16 protein-coding genes are annotated in these 19,243 nt (G+C 35.5%); 10 read left to right on the top strand and 6 right to left on the bottom strand.

All coding sequences use genetic code 11. The features are described 5' to 3' along the window. The first annotated feature begins 58 nt into the window (after nt 1–58). From ERK18_RS03050 to ERK18_RS03015, 8 genes are all read left to right on the top strand, one after another. Nucleotides 59–1,864, top strand: coding sequence for an FAD-dependent oxidoreductase (locus ERK18_RS03050; RefSeq protein WP_187154222.1), 1,806 nt, complete (start codon nt 59–61; stop codon nt 1,862–1,864). A gap of 13 nt (nt 1,865–1,877) precedes the next feature. Beyond that, nucleotides 1,878–3,689: an FAD-binding protein gene (locus tag ERK18_RS03045; RefSeq protein ID WP_187154221.1), complete on the top strand. Its 1,812-nt coding sequence runs from the start codon at nt 1,878–1,880 to the stop codon at nt 3,687–3,689. Nucleotides 3,690–4,156: 467 nt separating this feature from the next. After that, entirely contained in the window at nt 4,157–5,173 is a 1,017-nt protein-coding gene (locus tag ERK18_RS03040; RefSeq protein ID WP_315984343.1) for a LacI family DNA-binding transcriptional regulator, read from the top strand. A gap of 52 nt (nt 5,174–5,225) precedes the next feature. Further along, on the top strand, nt 5,226–5,702 hold the full coding sequence (locus ERK18_RS03035) for a PTS sugar transporter subunit IIB (protein WP_187154220.1): 477 nt from the start codon (nt 5,226–5,228) through the stop codon (nt 5,700–5,702). A 9-nt stretch (nt 5,703–5,711) separates the two neighbouring features. Continuing rightward, nucleotides 5,712–6,515, top strand: coding sequence for a PTS mannose/fructose/sorbose/N-acetylgalactosamine transporter subunit IIC (locus ERK18_RS03030; RefSeq protein WP_187154219.1), 804 nt, complete (start codon nt 5,712–5,714; stop codon nt 6,513–6,515). Continuing rightward, nucleotides 6,508–7,332 (top strand): PTS system mannose/fructose/sorbose family transporter subunit IID, encoded by an 825-nt coding sequence (locus ERK18_RS03025; RefSeq protein ID WP_187154218.1) that lies wholly within the window; start codon nt 6,508–6,510, stop codon nt 7,330–7,332. Before ERK18_RS03030 ends, ERK18_RS03025 begins: the two co-directional genes overlap by 8 nt. Before the next feature lie 8 nt (nt 7,333–7,340). Further along, nucleotides 7,341–7,772, top strand: a complete 432-nt coding sequence (locus ERK18_RS03020; protein ID WP_187154217.1) for a PTS sugar transporter subunit IIA — start codon at nt 7,341–7,343, stop codon at nt 7,770–7,772. Beyond that, nucleotides 7,765–9,459, top strand: coding sequence for a glycoside hydrolase family 13 protein (locus ERK18_RS03015; RefSeq protein WP_187154216.1), 1,695 nt, complete (start codon nt 7,765–7,767; stop codon nt 9,457–9,459). The genes ERK18_RS03020 and ERK18_RS03015 overlap by 8 nt, the downstream gene beginning before the upstream one ends. A gap of 436 nt (nt 9,460–9,895) precedes the next feature. Here the strand turns inward: ERK18_RS03015 and ERK18_RS03010 are convergent, their stop codons facing one another. The 3 genes from ERK18_RS03010 to ERK18_RS03000 form a co-directional block, all read right to left on the bottom strand. Then, nucleotides 9,896–10,033 (bottom strand): hypothetical protein, encoded by a 138-nt coding sequence (locus ERK18_RS03010; protein WP_187154215.1) that lies wholly within the window; start codon nt 10,031–10,033, stop codon nt 9,896–9,898. Between the two features lie 148 nt (nt 10,034–10,181). Next, a complete protein-coding gene (locus tag ERK18_RS03005; protein WP_187154214.1) occupies nt 10,182–10,439 on the bottom strand; it encodes a DUF2087 domain-containing protein in 258 nt (85 codons plus the stop codon). Then, nucleotides 10,429–12,027 (bottom strand): ABC transporter ATP-binding protein, encoded by a 1,599-nt coding sequence (locus tag ERK18_RS03000; protein WP_187154213.1) that lies wholly within the window; start codon nt 12,025–12,027, stop codon nt 10,429–10,431. The genes ERK18_RS03005 and ERK18_RS03000 overlap by 11 nt, the downstream gene beginning before the upstream one ends. Before the next feature lie 141 nt (nt 12,028–12,168). On the opposite strand from ERK18_RS03000, the gene ERK18_RS02995 reads away from it, so the two are divergent. Continuing rightward, nucleotides 12,169–13,014, top strand: a complete 846-nt coding sequence (locus tag ERK18_RS02995) for a helix-turn-helix domain-containing protein (RefSeq protein WP_187154212.1) — start codon at nt 12,169–12,171, stop codon at nt 13,012–13,014. Here the strand turns inward: ERK18_RS02995 and ERK18_RS02990 are convergent. Genes ERK18_RS02990 through ERK18_RS02980 form a run of 3 tightly spaced genes read right to left on the bottom strand, consistent with a single transcriptional unit; the run spans nt 13,011 to nt 16,259 of the window. Further along, nucleotides 13,011–13,880, bottom strand: a complete 870-nt coding sequence (locus ERK18_RS02990) for an ABC transporter ATP-binding protein (RefSeq protein ID WP_187154211.1) — start codon at nt 13,878–13,880, stop codon at nt 13,011–13,013. The genes ERK18_RS02995 and ERK18_RS02990 overlap by 4 nt on opposite strands. Nucleotide 13,881: 1 nt before the next feature. Beyond that, the gene (locus tag ERK18_RS02985) at nt 13,882–15,144 is read right to left on the bottom strand and encodes a tellurium resistance protein TerC (protein WP_187154210.1); all 1,263 of its coding nucleotides are present in this window, start codon (nt 15,142–15,144) and stop codon (nt 13,882–13,884) included. After that, nucleotides 15,141–16,259 (bottom strand): ABC transporter permease, encoded by a 1,119-nt coding sequence (locus ERK18_RS02980; protein WP_187154209.1) that lies wholly within the window; start codon nt 16,257–16,259, stop codon nt 15,141–15,143. Before ERK18_RS02980 ends, ERK18_RS02985 begins: the two co-directional genes overlap by 4 nt. A 652-nt stretch (nt 16,260–16,911) precedes the next feature. Here ERK18_RS02980 and ERK18_RS02975 point away from each other — a divergent pair. Further along, nucleotides 16,912–19,146, top strand: coding sequence for a BspA family leucine-rich repeat surface protein (locus tag ERK18_RS02975; RefSeq protein ID WP_187154208.1), 2,235 nt, complete (start codon nt 16,912–16,914; stop codon nt 19,144–19,146). Nucleotides 19,147–19,243: the final 97 nt, after the last annotated feature.

Raw genomic sequence — 19,243 nt, 5'->3', positions numbered from 1 at the left:
AAAATATACTAATTCCGAAAGCGATAACAATAAAATTTAATATTTTAGAGGTAAAACTATGAGTCAATATAGCGCAGAAGAAAAAGGCTTTCACGGCATAATTAAAGCTGTGATTGACGTTGATGAAAATAAAAACAAAATTAAGCAGATTTGGGCTGAAAATGTTACGCCGAATACGGTAGGTGCAGCGGGAATTGCAACTTGGCTGGAAAAAGCCAATGAAGAAAATTCCGTTGAAGTTGACGCAATTTCAGGTGCTTCAATTTCAACCGGTGCTTTAAGAAAGGCTGCTATCAAGGCTGCTAATGAAGCAGGAATAAAGACAAAAGCCGATGTAGATGCTGTATCGGGTGCCTCGCAACCTGATTCTCACACAAAAGAAAACGGTATTCCTGAGATTGCAAATTATCCGTTACTTAAAGAAACAGTTACCGATTATGATGTAGACGAATATGACGGTGAATATGATTTAATTGTCGTAGGCTCCGGTGGTGCCGGTCTAGCCGCTGCTGCTACGGCCGCAGAAAATCACGCTTCTGTGATGGTAATTGAAAAACAAGGCATCGCTGGTGGTACAACTAACTATTCCGGAGGTGTAATTCAAGCAGCGGGTACGGAATTACAAAAAGAATCTACTAAATATCAAAACGATACCCCTGAAAATCATGAGCAGGAATATTTAAAAGCAGGTGAAGGTCGTGTTTACCAAGATTTAGTACATGATTTTACTCAAAATTCTCCAAAAAATATTGAGTGGCTGGCCAATATGGGTATTAAATGGACGAATGTCTACGGACACACTGAGATTCCTTATGCTAAAGATCATTTTGCGGATCGGATTCATGTTTATGAAAATGGCGGTGCCAGTGGCAACGGTATTATTTTAACCCAACATCTCCTCAAATATGCTTTAAAACAAGGAGCAGAAATTACTTATAATACTGCTGTAATAGGATTAATTACGGCTGGAGATGGCAGTGAGCGCAAGGTTATTGGTGTTGTGAGTGAAGGAAAAGACCATCAACTTAAATATTTAAAAGCACGCCGTGGAGTCATTCTGGCCACAGCCTCGATTGATCAAAATGTAGCATTAGCTAAGGACTTGAGTCCTCAACATTATGAAGATGTTAAAGCTCATCATTGCTGGTCTGTCTTAACAGATCAAGGTGACGGCATTGTGATGGGCATGGCAATTGGCGCAGCCGTTACCGGCTTTGGTGGAACAATTGATTTTGATGCCAGAACTGGCAATGGTACTGATGACCGTGTTCCTACAATCCCTTCAATTTTTGTTAATGGCAATGGCTTAAGATTTGTTAACGAAGATGCAACTTATGCTTATGAATTCCTGGCAATTTTCAACCAGGAAAAGCAACTAGACAAACCAACTTATCAGATTTTTGGTGCAGATTCTATTAATGAAAAAACTAGTCCATGGAACCCAGAATCATTAGAGAGCGATGTCAAAAGCGGTTTGGTAGTTAAAGCCGATTCACTCGAAGAATTAGCAGACAAAATTAATGTTCCTAAAGCAAACCTTGTTAACAGCGTTAATACTTGGAATAAAAATGCCGCTAATGGCGCGGATCCAGAATACAATAGAACAAATGGTGTAAGACCATTTTCCGGACCTTATTATGCATACCGCAATACACCAGGCAATTTAGGCGCTTTAGGTGGACTAAAGATTAATAAGAAATGCAACGTACTTGATGTTTATAATCAGCCTATTACGGGTTTGTACGCAGCAGGACTCAATGCCGGTGGCTGGCTTGGCTCATACTACCCTGGTTCTGGGACAGCCATCGGTGGCATCGTTCATCAAGGCCGGCGTGCAGCAAAGTCAGTTTTAGGTTTAGAATAAAGGATTTTAAAAAATGCTAACAACACAAATTAACAATTTTAAATGGCAGGCTGATTTTGATGTTATAGTTATTGGTTTTGGAGGAGCAGGCGCTACTGCCGCAAGGTTTGCTGCTGACAATAATTGCAAAGTACTTTTAACAGATGTTGCACCAGTTGGCCACGAAGGTGGTAATACTCGTTATTGTGGACAAATGATTGCAGGTACTAAAAGCAAATCTTCTTATCAAAAATACTATTCCAAAATGACAGCACCCTTTGATCTTAATCAAAAAATCATAGATACTTTTGTTGATGGCGTAGCTGATATGCCTAATTACTTAAAAAAATACCTTCATGTTGAGCCTTTCAGCTTTTTAGCACATCCAGACAGACCAGCAGTTCAATCGGTCAAAGGAGATTTCCCTGATTATCCTGACTATCCGGGAGCTTCCGACTATGACTTATACACTGTACATGATGGGCAGCAAATTGAAGACGGAGCTTTGTGGAAAGTACTCAGAAATGAGGTCATGAAACGGCTTGATCATATTACTATTTGGTATGAATCTCCGGCTATTCACTTAATGCAAGACTCAACCGGCAAAGTCATAGGAGCAGTAATCAACAGACATGGACAAGAAGTATACGTCCACGCCAAAAAAGGTGTTGTTCTCACAGCCGGCGGCTTTGAAAACGATCCTGAACGAATTCAGGATTACCTAGGCGTTCCTAAAATGGTACCAATGGGTACTCTATATAATAAGGGAGATTCTATCAATTTAAGTATTGAAGCTGGTGCTGATCAGTGGCACACAAGTGTTTACAATGGCGGTGGCTTATATCACGGTTTGACTTATGCAGTTGCAGATGGCCAGCGCGGCATTTTATCATACACTTGGCCAGAACTATACACAGGCAGCATTTTCGTTGTAGGTAATGATGGCACACGTTACTTTGCAGAAGACCAGCATTCTAAAGCCGGCTATCTGTTTATTCATGGCTTTGGTAGACACCCATATCTGACTACACAATCTTGGATTATTTTTGACCAAAAGCAAAAAGCCAAATTGGAACAAATACAGGATAGTGCATTACAATCTGCTTTAAATAAAGCAATTGCAGCATCCTCTGCTAGTGAACTTGCCGCAAAACTTAATTTTGATTCAACCATTTTTAGTAACACAGTTAAGGACTTTAACGAACTTGCTAAATTAGGCAAGGATTATTCATTTAGCAGAAATGGCCAAACAATGACCCCACTTGCTGATGGACAAATATACGCAATTAAGTTGCAGCCTGCAGCTTTAAACACTCAGGGAGGTCCACGCAGAAACGAAAAAGCTGAGGTTTTAAAGCCAGATGGCTCGGCAATTAAGGGCTTATATAGTGCTGGCGAAGCCGGTAGCATAACCACTAATCAATATCAAGCTGGTCAAGATGTTGCAGAGTTGTTGATATTCGGTAAAATTGCTGGAGAAAATGTCGCCCAAGAACCAGTAGAAAAAGCGGATAGTGTTGCTCCACTTGACCCTAAAATTATAGCTAGTGATGAACAAACAGAAAACTACCAGCTTGGTGCCAATCAGTTTCTGGGTAAAAGTGATCAAGGCATGGGAAATGAGTTCGTAGTCAAAGTAACCATGGATAAAAATAACCAAAATATCCAAGATATCAATGTCATCAAACAAAGTGAAACTAAGGAAATTGGTCAAAAAATCATTAAACCTTTGCTTCACAACATTATTGAATCTAATTCAACCAATGTTGACGCAGTTTCTGGTGCTTCGCTGACCTCGAAAGCTGTTAAAAGCGCTGTAGATGACGCATTAGCAAAAATTAAATAATATAATTTCTTTATTAGAATAAAAATATTTTTACTTTGATATCAACTCTATAATTAGGATATTTATTAATTTTAATTGAGGACTAACTTTCTCTATTCGATCGGAGTTAGTCCTTTTAGTTTAGTCTTGATTATTTCTGAGTGAATCTAACAATTATACTCTCTATAGTGACTTGCAATTTACTTTATGTTTTAGTCTACTTCTCAAATCCTTAAAGTAACAGTTTTTGTATACTAGCCAAATTTATTTTGAAAAACTGATAAGTGAGATTGATTATAATTTATATAATAGTTACAGCTGAGAATTTAATCATATGAGTATAGTTAAAATAAGGGTTGATTTACTTATCATATATAGTTTATTCGTAAAATAGCGCTTGCAAAACAAATTCAGCTGTATTATGATAACGATACCATAAAAATTAAATTGTGGTTTAAACTTTAAACAAGGAGGATTGGAAAATAGCAGTGAAGAAAAATGTGACAATTTCAGATGTTGCAAAGCTTTCAAATATATCTGTTTCGACTGTTTCTCGAGTGATCAACAACAGCCCACACGTATCACCACAAAAAAGACAATTAGTTTTAGATGCGATGAAGCAATTGGGATATAAACCATTGGCATCAGCAAGAAGGCTGAGAGGAAGCAAAGCTAATACATTAGTTGTTACTGTTCCTCGAATTACTAATCCATTTTTTGCAAGCTTAGTGAACATAATTGAATTGAACTTAGATGTTAATAATTACAGTACTATTCTTGTTCAAACATTTGGCCGCAAGGATAAAGAACTAGCAGCACTAGAAATGTTAAGAACTCAAGAAGTAGACGGAATAATTCTATGTTCTTTAGAAAATTCATGGTCGACAATTTCATCATATTTAGACTTTGGGGCGATTGTCTTAGTAAATGAATATCTTAAAAGCGATCGAATCCCTATAATTCGAGCAAATCAATATGAAGGATTTAAGTCTACAACAGAAAGTTTAATTAATTCCGGATATCGTAAAATTGCCTACGTAACTGGACATAAAGAGATCATTTTAACTAAAACGATCAATAATGATTTAAATACTGATCGCTTTCTGGGCTTTAGAGATGCTTTAAATAAAGCAAACTTGTCGTTTAATCCAGACTGGTTTTTTCCTCATTGCCAAACTATCAAGGATGGTAGAAAAATCATTGATAAAATAGTAGATCTTAAAAATCGACCTGACGTAATAATAGCTGGTAGCGATGAAGTAGCTATTGGAATGCTTGAGGAAGCAAGAAATTTAGGTATATCAATACCAAAAGAAGTAGCTATTCTGGGTGTCGATGATCAGCCTACCAGCGCTGACTTGTTCATTCCACTTTCAACCATTCGGCAACCTATTGAAGAAATGGGCCAAAAAGCCGCACAAGCAATTTTAGAGTCAATCGCGGATCCCAATTATAATTCAAAGCAAGTTTTTAACTTAGAATTTATTAAAAGAAAATCAACATAATTTTTTATTTTAATTTGGTATCGATACCAAGCAAAAAGAAAGGAAATACAAAATGAGTGTAGTTTTAGCAAGAGTTGATCAAAGATTAATTCATGGAATCGTTGTTACCCAGTGGGCAGGCTTTCTTAAAGCGAAAAGACTGATGGTAATAGATGATGTAATAAGTAAAGATGAGGTACAAAAAGCTGCCATGCGAATGAGTAAGCCTGCAGGTACTGGAATGTCTATAATTGATACTGCTACAGCAATAAAGAATTTTCATGAAGGTAAATATGATAACCACAATGTTTTCTTAATAGTTAAAGAGCCATCAACCATTTTGACCTTGATTAAAAATGATATCAAGATTCCTAAAGTTAATATCGGTATTATGTTTGACGGCCCAGATAAAAAAGAAGTACATAAAATGGTTGCAGTAAATAAGCAGGAAATAGCTGATTTTAAGGCTATTGAAAAATTAGGGGTACCGGTAACTTTTAGGTATGTTCCGTCAGATACAGATCAATCATTGAATATGTATATTAAATAAGGAGGAAATATGTTAGTTCTTCAAGGTTTTTTAACAATTTTACTATCTTTTTGGGCAGTTATTGATCAGCAAGGATTTGTAATTACGACCTGGTTTCCTATAATGATGGCTTTATTTATGGGTCTGATTACTGGGGATATGCAAACAGCGATGATCATTGGCGGAACGTTTCAGTTAATGGCTTTGGGCGTTGCGAATATTGGCGGATCTTCAGTACCTAATTGGGGTTTAGCGACAATAGTTGGAATTTATATTGCTACTAAAACCACGCATAATATTGCTGACGCAAAAGCTATAGCGCTGGCAGTTGGAGTTCCAGTTGGAATGATTGGTATTCAATTGGACGTATTAGCCAAAGTTATTAATACTTACGTTGCTCATGCAGCTCAAAAGGCAATGAATGCAGGTAAATTCAAAAAAATGAACCGTATTTTATGGATTGGACCCTTAGTTTTTGGTTTATCCACTGCCCTTCCCACCGCATTAGTTGTTTGCTTTGGCAGCACATTGGTAAAAAGTGTGTTGCACTTCATTCCTGCTTGGGTAACTAACGGGCTATCAATTGCGGGTTCAATGCTCCCTGTAGTTGGTATTGCAATGCTACTGCAGGTTATGCCAGCAAAAAAATATCTTTCAATGCTTTTAATTGGTTTCTTCTTGTCAGGTTATCTGAATATACCCATGATGGGAGTATCGATTGTTGGACTGGCAATGGCATACTACTTCTATGTAACTACCGTCAAAACAAATACAACAACTAGTACATCAAGCGCACTCTCAGCAGATGAAGAAGGAGACGATTTTGATGAATAATTCAAATAATGAGGCTGAAAAAATGACTTTAACCAAAAAAGATAGAAGAATAGCTGCAACTCGTTATATGTTTATGGCATGTAATGATTTTAACTACGAAACTCAACAAGCACCAGCAGTAGTATATGGCCTAGAGAAAGCTCTGCGGAAAATTTATCCTAATGATGAAGACTATAAAAAGTCTCTCAATAACCACTTCAATTATTTCAATACTACTACATGGATGGCAAATATTTTATTAGGTGCTAGTCTCGCTATGGAAGAAAAAGATGGTGTCAAAGCTATTGACACTGTTCAAAGTTTCAAGACAGGAATGATGGGACCATTAGCTGGAATAGGTGATACTTTAATTTGGGTTTTATACCCAACAATTATTGGCTCAATTTCTGCATACATGGGACTACAAGGGAATCCAGCAGGTGCAATTATTTGGTTATGCTTGAACTGTATGTTTCTCTTCTTTAGATATAAACTTTTTGATTTAGGTTACGATTCCGGCATTAAATTAGTTACAACTTTAGGTGATAAGATTTCAACATTTACTGAAGCCGCTTCGATCATGGGACTAACTGTTATTGGTGCACTGATTCCCTCAGTAGTAAAGATTAACTTGGCACTTAATTTTAAAGTTGGAAAAGTTAATCTAAATATTCAAGAGGGTATTTTGGACAAAATTATGCCTGCGTTATTACCAGCAATATTAACATATTTTGTTTATAAGGCATTGATGAGTAAAAAGGTAACTGTCATTCAAATCATATTCCTAGTAATCATATTCTCATTAGCAATGTCCTTTTTTGGAATTTTAAAAGTGTAGAGGTTATTATGAATCGAAAAATTCTTATCGCTAGTCATCATAGAATGGCATTTGGACTGCTAGATACTTTGAAATATATTAATCCAAATATTGAATCTATTGCTACTTTAAACGCCTATCTATCAAATTTACCTATAGAACAAGAAATTGAAAAAAGCTTAGAAGATGTTAATTTAGGCCACGATGAATTGATAATATTTACGGATTTACCAGGCGGCTCGGTTAATCAAGCTTTTGTTCCTTATCTAAAATATGAGCACGTTCAATTAATTTCTGGAATGAACTTACCTTTAGTTTTAGGAGTTGTTCTTTCGTTGCCATCAGATGATAATTATTTAAAACCTGAAGAATTAAGAAAATTGATCATTGAAGCAAAAGAACAAATTGTCTATGTAAATGATCAATTTAGTAATATGGAGCTTGATGAGGAAGATGAATAAGTTGGAAAAGCAATGGTGGAAAAATAGTGTTGTTTACCAAGTATATCCTAAAAGTTTTAAAGATAGTAATGGGGATGGCATCGGAGACATTCAAGGAATAGTATCTGAGTTACCTTATTTATCTAAATTAGGTGTAGATGTTATTTGGCTAAATCCTATATATAAGTCTCCTATGGTTGATAATGGCTATGATATATCAGACTATTATCAAATTAATCCTCAATTTGGTAATTTAGAAGATTTCAAGCAATTATTACATGCTGCCCATCAATTAAATTTGAAAATAATTTTAGATTTGGTTGTTAATCATACTAGTGATCAGCATAAGTGGTTCAAAGAAAGCAGAAAATCTAAGAATAATCCGTATTCTGATTATTATATCTGGAAAGATCCTAATCCAGACGGTACACCTCCTAATAACTGGGGGTCTAGTTTTGGTGGCCCTGCATGGGAATATGCACCGGAGAGAGGGCAATATTATCTGCATTTGTTTGCCAAGGAACAACCTGACTTAAACTGGGAAAATAAAAATGTTCGTCAGGACGTTTATAGAATAATGAAATATTGGCTAGAACTAGGAATTGATGGCTTTCGGATGGATGTTATCAGCTTGATATCTAAAGATCCAACTTTTCCAGATGGTCCCTTGATTCAAAATAAATCATATGGAAACTACTATATCGGCGCTTCCAATGGTCCTAAGGTTCATCAATATCTTCAAGAAATGTATCGTGAAACTTTAGCTCATTATAATGTTATGACTGTTGGAGAAACAGCCCATACTAACAGTCAACAAGCTGTATTATATACAGCTTCGCAAAGACATGAACTAAATATGGTGTTCCAATTTGACCACATGCATTTGTCATATGGTGTAGACGGAAAATTTTCCAATAAAAGATTTAATTTGGTTGATTTAAAAAGAGTTTTAAGCGAGTGGCAGGAAGTGATGATTAAAAATGATGGTTGGAACAGCTTATATTGGAGTAACCATGATCAACCCCGAGCAGTAACTCGGTTTGGTAATGATCAACCTGAATGGAGTGATAAGTCAGCCAAAATGCTTGGCACTATTTTACATATGCAATGTGGCACACCTTTTATTTATCAAGGTGAGGAGTTAGGCATGACTAATGCTAAATTTAAAGATATTAATGATTATAGAGATATTGAAACTCATAATATCTATGAAGACTTCATTAATAATAAGCATTATTCAAAAGAATATACTTTAAAAACCATTTATTTGAATTCCCGTGATAATGGTAGAACCCCTATTCCGTGGAATGAAAATGGCGGCTTTAGTACAGGAAAGCCTTGGATAGACTATAATCCCAATTATTCACACATTAATGCTGAAGATAATTTAAAAGATCCTGATTCTGTTTTTTATTACTATCAGAAATTAATTCGCTTACGGCATGAAATTCCAATCATTACTGAAGGTGATTATCAATTATTGGATCCCGACAATCCATCTACGTACACGTATTTAAGAGAAACTTCAACACAATACTTATTTGTGACCGGAAACTTTACGGCAGATAAACAAGAAATCAAGGTACCAAGTAAGCTTCATTTTAAAAATAGTCGTTTATTGATCAATAATTATCAATTTGATCAACAATTAGGAAAACAGATTGAACTACCGCCATATGGAGCTGCTGTCTATATTTTAGATAAATAAAATTATGATTGTTCCTACTTAACGTAAAGAAGAAATATATAGATAAAAGGCACTAAGCAATGATGTGAACCCCAAAATTAGGACACTTTATATTAGCTATTAACTGAGGACTAGCTTCCGATATTCAAGCGGAGTTAGTCCTTTTAGTTTGATTTTTATTTGTTTACTTATAAGCTTTTTGACTGCAGTGTCCCGACTAAGTATAAGTTTTGATCCATTATCAAACTTGAACTGTATTTTATATCGGGATTGTCCTTTAGTAATAACAATAATTTCTTTGTTTAAACAAAGCGTGAATGATCGAAAAATTCATAGCCATTTTTTGAAAATTACCTGAACGATATTTACCTACCAAATCGTATATACCGCTAGATATAAATTCACTTATTTTTCATTACACCACGGTCATATAGTGTATCTTTAATTCGGTCACTCATTATTGTTTCCCCCAAATTTCCATAATCTCTTTAACTCCTCTTAGATTATGATACATAGCCTTATCAGAACCGTAAACACCCTGGATAGTTTGTTTTTCACCGTTAATATCAAGTTTATATTCTTTGGATTGTAACATATTTAATAGATCACCTGCTCTTTCATTTAAATAGATTGCAAAAGCATTAAGCACTCTTACTGACTAACTTTCAGGTGGTTTAGCTACAATAATATCCCAAAATTTATCCTTCAATTGCTGACATACATTATTTGCTTTTTAATTTTCTTCATTTTAGCCAGTAAAATCTACCGTCATCCGTTCTCTTTAAAAGATGATTTTCAATTAAATCTCGCCTTCTGGTAACATAATCAGCCACATAACGCATTAAAATTAAATTTACTTCCTGCTCAGAATATTTTTTAGCTGGTTCAAATTTAGTTGCCAAATATTGTAAAATCAACAGCCGGTTTTTAGCCTTACCAGGCCAAACTTTAACAACTCCATCATTATCAACATAGCGCATTAATACTTCTTTATTCTTCATTTTCTCCATTTAAATTAATTATCCGATCAAATAATGATTTTTCAGCGGCAGAAATTTTATGAGCCACTTCAATTACTGCCAAATTAGGCTTTTTTAATAACGTTTTATGAATTGCAAGTGACAGTTCCGGATCGAGGGCACTAGTAGCTTCATCAGCGAGCAATACTGGCCGTTCAGAGAGAAAAGCACGTGCAATTTCAATTCTTTGGATTTGTCCTCCGGATAAATTTGCCCCCTTTTCACCAACCTGATAATCCCAGCCTTTTTCATCCACGAGTTCAGTTAGTCCCGCCGATTCAACTGCTTTAGCCAAACTTTCTGGAGAAGCCTTCCGCCCCAGTAAAATATTAAACTTGATTGTATCATCAAAGATAAACGGCTTTTGGTTAACGTAACTGAAATTATCATGGGCTTTGGTCCAGTTGCCAGTGACATCTTCACCATCAATATAAACATGACCTTCACTAGGTTTAATTTTACCCAACATTAAATTCAACAACGTAGTCTTTCCCCAACCACTTGGTGCCATGAGCAAGATTTTTTCATTAGGTGCTACAGCAAGATTAAGATGAGTGAAAATTTCTCTGCCACCTTGACTGTATGTTGCATCTTCAACTTTCAAACCAGTAAATTTACCAGTTTTTGCATTTTTAGTACTGTCAGCTGAAAAAGACAGAGCCTGCTCTACTTTATCCCACATCGGCTTAGTAGACTTGATGGCATTCAATTGTTCAAAAATATTAACTATCGGATTAATAAATTCATTAGATAGTTGCACTATCATAATTAAAGTACCAACACCAATTTGACCTTGCAGCATTAAGATGGCACCTACTAGAAACGGTAAAATAAAGCTAAAAATATCTGCAAAAGCCATAATGACTTCTCCCGCTGCAGCTTGTGTGAAGTTTAAGTTCTTTAATGCTTCTTCCATTCTTTTGGCACTATTAACCACTTTACTAATAGTCGAACTTTGGGCATCGTATAAGCCGACAGTCTGCGCTCCGTTTAACCCGTCATTTACACTCTGAGTGTATGCGACGTTATTTGTCTCCCAAACTTTTGCTTTTGCTTGAATTGTTTTGGTAAAAGCCCTTTGCACTAGTCCAGGAATTAAAGTAGTCACCATAAAAATTAATGTTAAAATCCAGGAATTGATTAAACCAACTACTACTGATAGCAAAAAAGATACTAATTCTGCAATGATCATTAATTCATTTGTAGTCTTAGACGTCTCAATCTGTTTAAGATCGTTCGTCATCAGACTTAAACCATCCTTTTGTGAGTCACTGCGTTGTTCAATCAGGTAGCTCATCGTTTTGTCTTTAAGATAAACATTGACATCCTGAATAATAGCGTACTTGATATAACGGTACACAAAATTAGACAGCATAATAATTAAGATTGTTGCAGCACCAATGCTGGCAATTCTAATTAAATTGCCACTATCGCCTTGACGATATTGCGCTGCATTTAACATGATCTTAGTGACATATGCAATTACCACATTGCTAAATGCCATTACTATTGCTAAAAGTGTGTAGGCAACGAGTTTCCATTTAGGTGCAAATTTTAATGAAGATTGCATTTTTCTACTCCATCTTTATTATTAAAACGGTTAAGATATTTTTTGATTAAACATATTAAAGCATGAATTATTTTTTAGATTTTTTTACTTCTCATATATGAGAAAAAAGTGCCATAATATCTTAAAAAGGACAAAAACAGCATGCAATCAGGGAATGAATTTAAACAGTTGCGAAAAATGCAGCATATTACTCTTAAAGAAGCTGCCGCAGGCATTTGTTCCATTCAAATGCTTTCTCGCTGGGAAAATAATCAAGGACACATGGATTTTAACCGGGTATTAAAATTGTGTGAAAAACTTAGTTTATCCGCAACTGAATATATTGCACTTGCTAAAGTCGACCCAAAGGATCACATTGCCCAAATTTTAGAAGAGTCTTGGAGTAACCACGACAGAGATTATTTGGAAAAACTGGCTCAAGCGGCATTAAATAAATATCAGTCAAGTCAAGATCCTTTTGACCTTGACTATGCAGCAATAGCCTTTAGTTTGTATTATAAAACTTCACAGCATAATATTTTTCCTGTAGCCCAGCAAAATGAATTAAACCAGCAATTAAGTAAGATAACTGTTTGGGGTCATGAATTTCTCTCACTTTTTGCCAATGTTATCCCTATTATTAGTCCCAGAATCATTTACCAAATCTCTGTTCAGGTTATCAGTAATATTTCTTTTATTAAAAAAGCAGGAGAAGGTACATTTCATTTTGGTATAGCAGCTCTATTTGAAGCTGTAATTGGCTTAATTACAAAAAGTCAGTTTAAATTTGCAGACCAACTACTTACACGAATAAACCAGATTGACTTACCAGATAACGAAATGTTGTTAATTGTTGGGCGCAAATTTTTAAATGCAATTCTTACATTCCACAATACTGCCAATGATGAAGCAGCTGTCTCAATCATTCATTTTTTAACTAATATGGACATGCAAACTACGGCTACTTATTTTCTGCAAATATTAAATCAGGTTAAAGCTTTAAACTAATCATAAAATTTATTAAATAAGTCTTCGATATCAATTCTTTCAACTGCGTATTGAATATCAGCTCTAACTAAGCTGGCTATAAGTTGCGTCAGCTTATCCTGCTCAATTTTTTCTAGAGGAACTAATATCAGGTTATTAGGCAAGGTTTCGTAGTCATAACCGGCTAGCAACTTAGTCGTTTCAGGGGTACTCTGCATCTTTAGATACCGTTTATTTTGCTTTTTATTGTCTAGATCTTCAATAATGTGTCCTTTACCCATAAACAAGACCCTGTCAGCATACTGCTGCAAGTTAGACAAAAGGTGTGAAGCCATAATTATCAACTTGTTTTCATCCTTTAGTTTAAGAAGCATCTGTGAAATTAAAACTACGTTCTGTGGATCAAGTCCATTCATTACTTCATCTAACAACATTACAGGAGAATCAGCTGCTACTACCATTGCAAAACAAAGTCGCTGTTTCATCCCCAAAGAATAAGTCTGCACCTTCTTATCCACATAATTTCCCATTTGCAAGTCATTAATGACCTGCCCGACTGATTTGACAGAATTGTGCCAAAGATCAGCGTATAAATTAAGATGATCTCGTCCAGTCATAAAGGGAAACAGGTCGCTTTGTTCAGGAAACGAGCAAATTTCCTGGTGTAATTTAATCGTGTCTTTTTGTGTTTGATAACGTGTATTTTCATATTCAACAAACCCTTTTTGCGGCGTCAGATTATGCAAAATAACGTTGATCAAGGTCGACTTACCAGTACCATTAGGCGCTACGAGACCAACGATCTCGCCCTGCTTAAATTCCAAGTTAACATCGTCTAAAACAACGTTTTTTCCAAATGCCAATGTGACATCTTTTATTTTTAACATTTTAATCACCTCGTCTAACTAAAGGGATGCTTTTAATTTGCGTGAACAAAAACAGTAAAATTTCAATGACAAGTGCCAGACAAATGAGTGGTCCTAAGCCAGCAGTAAAGCCCCATCCGGGTGCATCCATCAAATAAGCCAAGTTGCCGGTAATACTGTCACCGATAGAAAAGTAAGTCATAGGCCATTTTTCCAAAAACGGGTAAACAAAGCCCATGCCCAACGAGAAGTAAAGCATCTTCGCACTGATAGCAAACAAACTGCTAAGCATGCCGGCAACATATTCGTTACGCAAAACGATTGATAGCAGAATTGTCAACCTGATAAAGATAAACGAAATAATGATTGCAAAAATGATAAACTGCAAATAATACATACCTAGTGTTTCAGTCCTAAAGGTTGCTTTGAAGTTTATTTTGCCTAAATAATCAACAGTATTTAGTCTTAATGATCCCAAACCATATCTAGGTGCTATACAAAGAAGAGCAATTATCCCAGCTACTACAAAGTCAAGCAAAACCCCTACTTCAACAACTCCAGTTTTCAACCATAAAATGGTACGTTTACTTAAAGGAATATTTTCCAAGACCGTATAATATTTCCTGTCATTAGTCTCAATGTCTGCAGCAAAGAAACAAACTATCACTACCATGATTAAGACTGTCCAGCCAGAAAGTGAGTTTTGAATTACTTGTAAGGCTGTGCGTTCTTCCAAAATATTTTTATTCAGCTCTGTTTGCTTATCCTTTTTACCGGCTAAAAGTGCGTTATACAAGTGATACGTCCGTTGATAGCCAAAATGACCATCCTGCTTAAAATTATCATTTTGATTGTACGCAGCTGGATACAAAAAGTTTTGGTTACCTTCTACAAAGATTAACTCGTCAATATATTGATAACGAGCACTGGCGTTTTTAGCATAAGCATCCCAGTCTTTTTTCTTTATAGCAAGCAATATTTTTTTATCATAAGATAAGACCTGTGGGTAAGTACTGACAGCGTCCACTGCCCCTTTGCTAGGAATAGAATAATAACCTGGCTTCTTGGAATAAGCAATCTCTTGCATAGCCACTTTTAAAAAGGCCGTGTCATCAATATATTCCTTTCTGATAGGCTTGGCATCGACCTGTTCAATTACTTGACGGTTAGGCACACTGACCAGACTAAAATATAAAGACATAATCACAGTAGCAATAAACAATCCAATATTTTTGGGATTAACCAAAAAAGCCTTCAACTGAAAGAGGAAATAACGCCATTTCATCGTGCAATACCTCCTTTATTAACCAAGTGTCTGAACCAGATGATCAAAATAAATGACCAAACTAATAGGATACAGCCGCTGGTGACTAAGTTTAGCCCTGCAAATCCTGTTTTACTTGCCACAGTGCCATTAAGCACATCATTAACATTTAAATATGCAGATGGCAGCCAAGCAATAAATTTAAGCATTTTGGCAGGCAAATACGTTAATACATATAGAGCAATACCAATAAAGGTAGTGAGATATACATTTTTAGTCAACTGGTTAAGAAGTAAAGTTAAACTGGTCACAAATACTACCAATACTGCGGTATAAAGTAAAAAGAGCAAACAATCCAACCAGACTGGGATTGCTATTATTTTATTAAAGTAAAAAACATTAGGATAATTTAAACTGCGAAAGCCATTTCGTAAGCCAGCAAAAAGATATGCACCAACTAATCCAATAAGTAAAGGGCCCAAGGTTAAAGCCAAATTGATCATGGTTTTACCTTTAACCTCATCTTCTACACGATAAGGGATATTGCGTAAAACCGTCTTATGATCCAACTTAACCATCCACACATCATTAGAAATAAGCAAAATATAAAAGAAAATAAAAATAGCCACAAAATTGAGAATATAGATTAAATACGTTGCTGATGCCTTTGAATTCATAACTGCAGGTATATGATGACGATAAAGATATTTATACGTAACTAATCTTTGATGCAATTGATATTTGGGTGGAACGTTCAATGTGCTGGCTCCCAGATAATTATTGCGGTAGCCGTCTAACATGGTTTGAAATAACATGATCGACCCGTCTAGATAAGTTTGTGGATCACTTAAAACTTCCCCATTTTGCAAACTGAAAATACAACCTTCCTGGGCGTTTAAATTGTCATAAGTCTCTTTATATTCTTGTTTGAGTAATAGACTGCTGTCAAAATAACTAATATTAACCTCAAGAGAATCATAGTATGACCGCCACTGACGGTAGTTATCTCCCAAGTTTTGAGCTTCAACCACTAATACAAAGAGAACCATGAATAAAACCAAAGCGCCCATTAACAGAATATTTTTCTTTGATTTGCGTGCAATAGTAAAATTTGCCTTAAAATAAGTTCTCTTCATGGAAATGCCTACCTGATTTACTAAAAATGAAAAGTAATTAACAATGATTTTATCATATTTTATTTAGCTCTATTATAGCTAAAAGCAAAGTTAGTTTCTTAAGCACCATTTATAATAAATTCGGCACAATTGCATCAACGGTAATTGGGGTTAAAAAAGTGGTTAGCAACTTCACTTGGTTCAAGAGACAGCAATCCTCAATAGTAAAAGTAAATCATATTGTAAGTCAATACCTGGCTGACCATAAGGCTGCAATTAAAACTCCGGTTTTAAAAAAATTGCTAAAAATACCAATGCTGCTACTGTATTTGTCTAAAACTGTAGAAAAGCAAAAAGAAAGTCTATTTGTTATATTTGCTAGACTATTACTAACAGCTATAGCAATTTTAACTAGTTAGCTTAACCATATGTGCAACGAAAAATGACGAAAAAGTGTTTCATTCAATACTTAAAAATTAAAATAATTGTATTAATATATAATATATATAAATAGTTAGTAATTAAAACCACTCTAACTATTTTGCTTTACTTTAAGCATTCTTACACCTGTTAAAACATATTAGTGCGTTTAATTATTAATTAATATAATAAATATGATAAACTCCATTTAGGTACACGATATACTGTTTTTAATACATGAAGGTTAAGTATAATGAATAAGAACAAGGAAAAATTGCTGCTGGGTGGCCTTGTGGTCAGTCTCGGCTTACTAGGTAACAGTCCACAAATAGTTAAGGCAGACCATCTTGCTGCTTCTCATCTTGTATCTGGAAATGATACAAAATCTAATGTAGATTCACAAAGTCCTATTGCTACAAATGAGGGTAATGACCAAACAAATGCTGCTGATAGTGATTCGAAAGATCAGACAACTTCATTAATTAGTGTGCCGGTAATCTCTACGAAAAATAATGAGAATTCTGATGCAGATGCTAAAGCAGCCAATCAAAAAGACGTGCCTCCTGCAGTTACACATGGTGAAAATGAACAGCAAAAGATTGCTACAAAAGCCAACTTAATATCATCTGATAGTAATGGTGCTCATCTTACATATGATCCTGATCAAGAAGTTGCCACTATTTCTGGTAATATAACAGCTGATAGTAATGATGTACCTAGAACAATTAGCCAATTCTTTCTCACTAATAAACCCAAAAAGATTGTTATCGACGGACCTCTAGCTATCAAGGGATCTGCGGCTGGTCTCTTCAGTGATTTAAACGACTTAGAAGAGTTTGAGGGCTTATCTAACTTTGACACAAGCCAAGTTACGAATATGGCCTCTATGTTCTCTAATGATAAAAATTTAAAAAGTCTAGATTTGAGTGGCTTTAATACGAGTAATGTAACTGATATGAACAAGCTTTTTAAGTCTTGTTCTGCCTTAACAAATCTTGATGTTAGTTCGTTTAATACAGCAAAAGTTAAAGACATGAGTACTATGTTTAATCTTTGCACAAGCTTAACCAACTTAAATCTGAATAATTTTGACACTAAAAATGTTGAAAACATGAATTCTATGTTTTATGCCTGTCGAAACTTGACGGCATTAAACATTAGTAGCTTCAATACAGCAAAAGTAACGGATATGTCTGCTATGTTTGGCATGTGCCTTAAGTTATCAAATTTAAATGTTGCTAGCTTTGATACCAGCAGCGCTGAACAAACTGTAGGCATGTTTTTATACTGTATGAGTCTGAATCAATTAGATGTCAGCCACTTCAACACTAGTAATGTTACTAGCACGAACGGAATGTTTGCCTTTTGCACCAATTTGACAAAGATAGACGTTAGTCACTTTAACACGGACAAGGTAACTGACATGATGGAAATGTTTTCAGGAGATAGTGGCTTAACCAGCCTTGATATCAGTAATTTCAATATGGACTCTGTTACTAGCAGCGATAATATGCTAAACGGACTGGCAGGTTTAAACTACTTAAAACTAGGTGCTAAAAATTCTCTATCAAATACTGGCTTAGATACGCCCGGAGTCTGGGTTAACGTCGGTGATGGGACAACAGAGCATCCTCAAGCGCTTAAAGATAAGCGTTGGACATCTCCACAACTTTTAACTAACTATAATCCTGCTAAAGACGCCGATGCCTATGTTAGATACAATGCGGCTGTTATTACACATTATCAAGACCAAGTGGGCAACCAACTAGCACCTAATGATGTACAAACTGGTGGATTAAACACTCCATATACCACAAAGCCGAAAGATATTACTGGCTACGCTTTAGCAGAAACTCCTGCCAATGCCAGTGGTAGCTTTGCTGATAATACTATAACTGATGTTGTTTATCTCTACAAAAAAGCTCCTACCAAGCTGCCAGTAAATCCTAATGTCCCAAGTAAAGCTGCTGATGTGATTGTTCACTACCAAGATGAAAATGGTAACAAACTTACTTCCGAAATTGTTTTAAGCGGTAACGTTGGTGACGGGTATACTACTGGAGCCAAAGATCTTGCAGGCTATACTTTAAAGTCCAGACCGACGAATGCGACTGGATTCTTTAGTACACAGACTCAAGATGTCACCTATATTTACACCAAAAAAAATAATAATCCGAGTGTTAATAACCCGACTAATTCTTCTACCAAACCAGAAAAACCAAATAAACAGAAAAAGCCAACCAGGCCAAAGCCACAAAAAGCAGTTTCAAAACAGCATCATGTAAAGAAAACGGGTCGGCGATCCCAGATTATTCAGCATTCTACTATTAAAAGCCATAACTTAAGTAGTACTTCTAAGCGCACCAATGTATTGGCCAAGACTGGTGAAAGTAAAGAAAGCAATTTCATGATAATGTTCACTGGCATAATTGTCACAGGAACAGTTGCTGTAATTGGCTGGTTTACACGTAAACGGAAAGAAAAATAAATATATTTAGTCAGTGGCTGTACTACTAAAGCCACTGTATTAAAAATAGCTGGAAATAATTTAGATATATACTTGGTGTCATAAAAAAGCTTACTCC

This window comes from Lactobacillus kimbladii, from assembly GCF_014323605.1.
GTDB classification, from domain to species: Bacteria; Bacillota; Bacilli; order Lactobacillales; family Lactobacillaceae; genus Lactobacillus; species Lactobacillus kimbladii_B.
This window is presented reverse-complemented; position numbering and strand designations above follow the sequence as displayed.

What these genes read in the sequence shown, in the direction of transcription:
- ERK18_RS03050 (WP_187154222.1), top strand. Translation starts at nt 59, where the DNA reads ATGAGTCAATATAGCGCAGAAGAAAAAGGCTTTCACGGCATAATTAAA.
- ERK18_RS02990 (WP_187154211.1), bottom strand. Translation starts at nt 13,880, where the DNA reads ATGTTAAAAATAAAAGATGTCACATTGGCATTTGGAAAAAACGTTGTT.
- ERK18_RS03010 (WP_187154215.1), bottom strand. Translation starts at nt 10,033, where the DNA reads ATGTTACAATCCAAAGAATATAAACTTGATATTAACGGTGAAAAACAA.
- ERK18_RS02995 (WP_187154212.1), top strand. Translation starts at nt 12,169, where the DNA reads ATGCAATCAGGGAATGAATTTAAACAGTTGCGAAAAATGCAGCATATT.
- ERK18_RS03035 (WP_187154220.1), top strand. Translation starts at nt 5,226, where the DNA reads ATGAGTGTAGTTTTAGCAAGAGTTGATCAAAGATTAATTCATGGAATC.
- ERK18_RS02985 (WP_187154210.1), bottom strand. Translation starts at nt 15,144, where the DNA reads ATGAAATGGCGTTATTTCCTCTTTCAGTTGAAGGCTTTTTTGGTTAAT.
- ERK18_RS03000 (WP_187154213.1), bottom strand. Translation starts at nt 12,027, where the DNA reads ATGCAATCTTCATTAAAATTTGCACCTAAATGGAAACTCGTTGCCTAC.
- ERK18_RS03030 (WP_187154219.1), top strand. Translation starts at nt 5,712, where the DNA reads ATGTTAGTTCTTCAAGGTTTTTTAACAATTTTACTATCTTTTTGGGCA.
- ERK18_RS03005 (WP_187154214.1), bottom strand. Translation starts at nt 10,439, where the DNA reads ATGAAGAATAAAGAAGTATTAATGCGCTATGTTGATAATGATGGAGTT.
- ERK18_RS02975 (WP_187154208.1), top strand. Translation starts at nt 16,912, where the DNA reads ATGAATAAGAACAAGGAAAAATTGCTGCTGGGTGGCCTTGTGGTCAGT.
- ERK18_RS03025 (WP_187154218.1), top strand. Translation starts at nt 6,508, where the DNA reads ATGAATAATTCAAATAATGAGGCTGAAAAAATGACTTTAACCAAAAAA.
- ERK18_RS03020 (WP_187154217.1), top strand. Translation starts at nt 7,341, where the DNA reads ATGAATCGAAAAATTCTTATCGCTAGTCATCATAGAATGGCATTTGGA.
- ERK18_RS02980 (WP_187154209.1), bottom strand. Translation starts at nt 16,259, where the DNA reads ATGAAGAGAACTTATTTTAAGGCAAATTTTACTATTGCACGCAAATCA.
- ERK18_RS03015 (WP_187154216.1), top strand. Translation starts at nt 7,765, where the DNA reads ATGAATAAGTTGGAAAAGCAATGGTGGAAAAATAGTGTTGTTTACCAA.
- ERK18_RS03045 (WP_187154221.1), top strand. Translation starts at nt 1,878, where the DNA reads ATGCTAACAACACAAATTAACAATTTTAAATGGCAGGCTGATTTTGAT.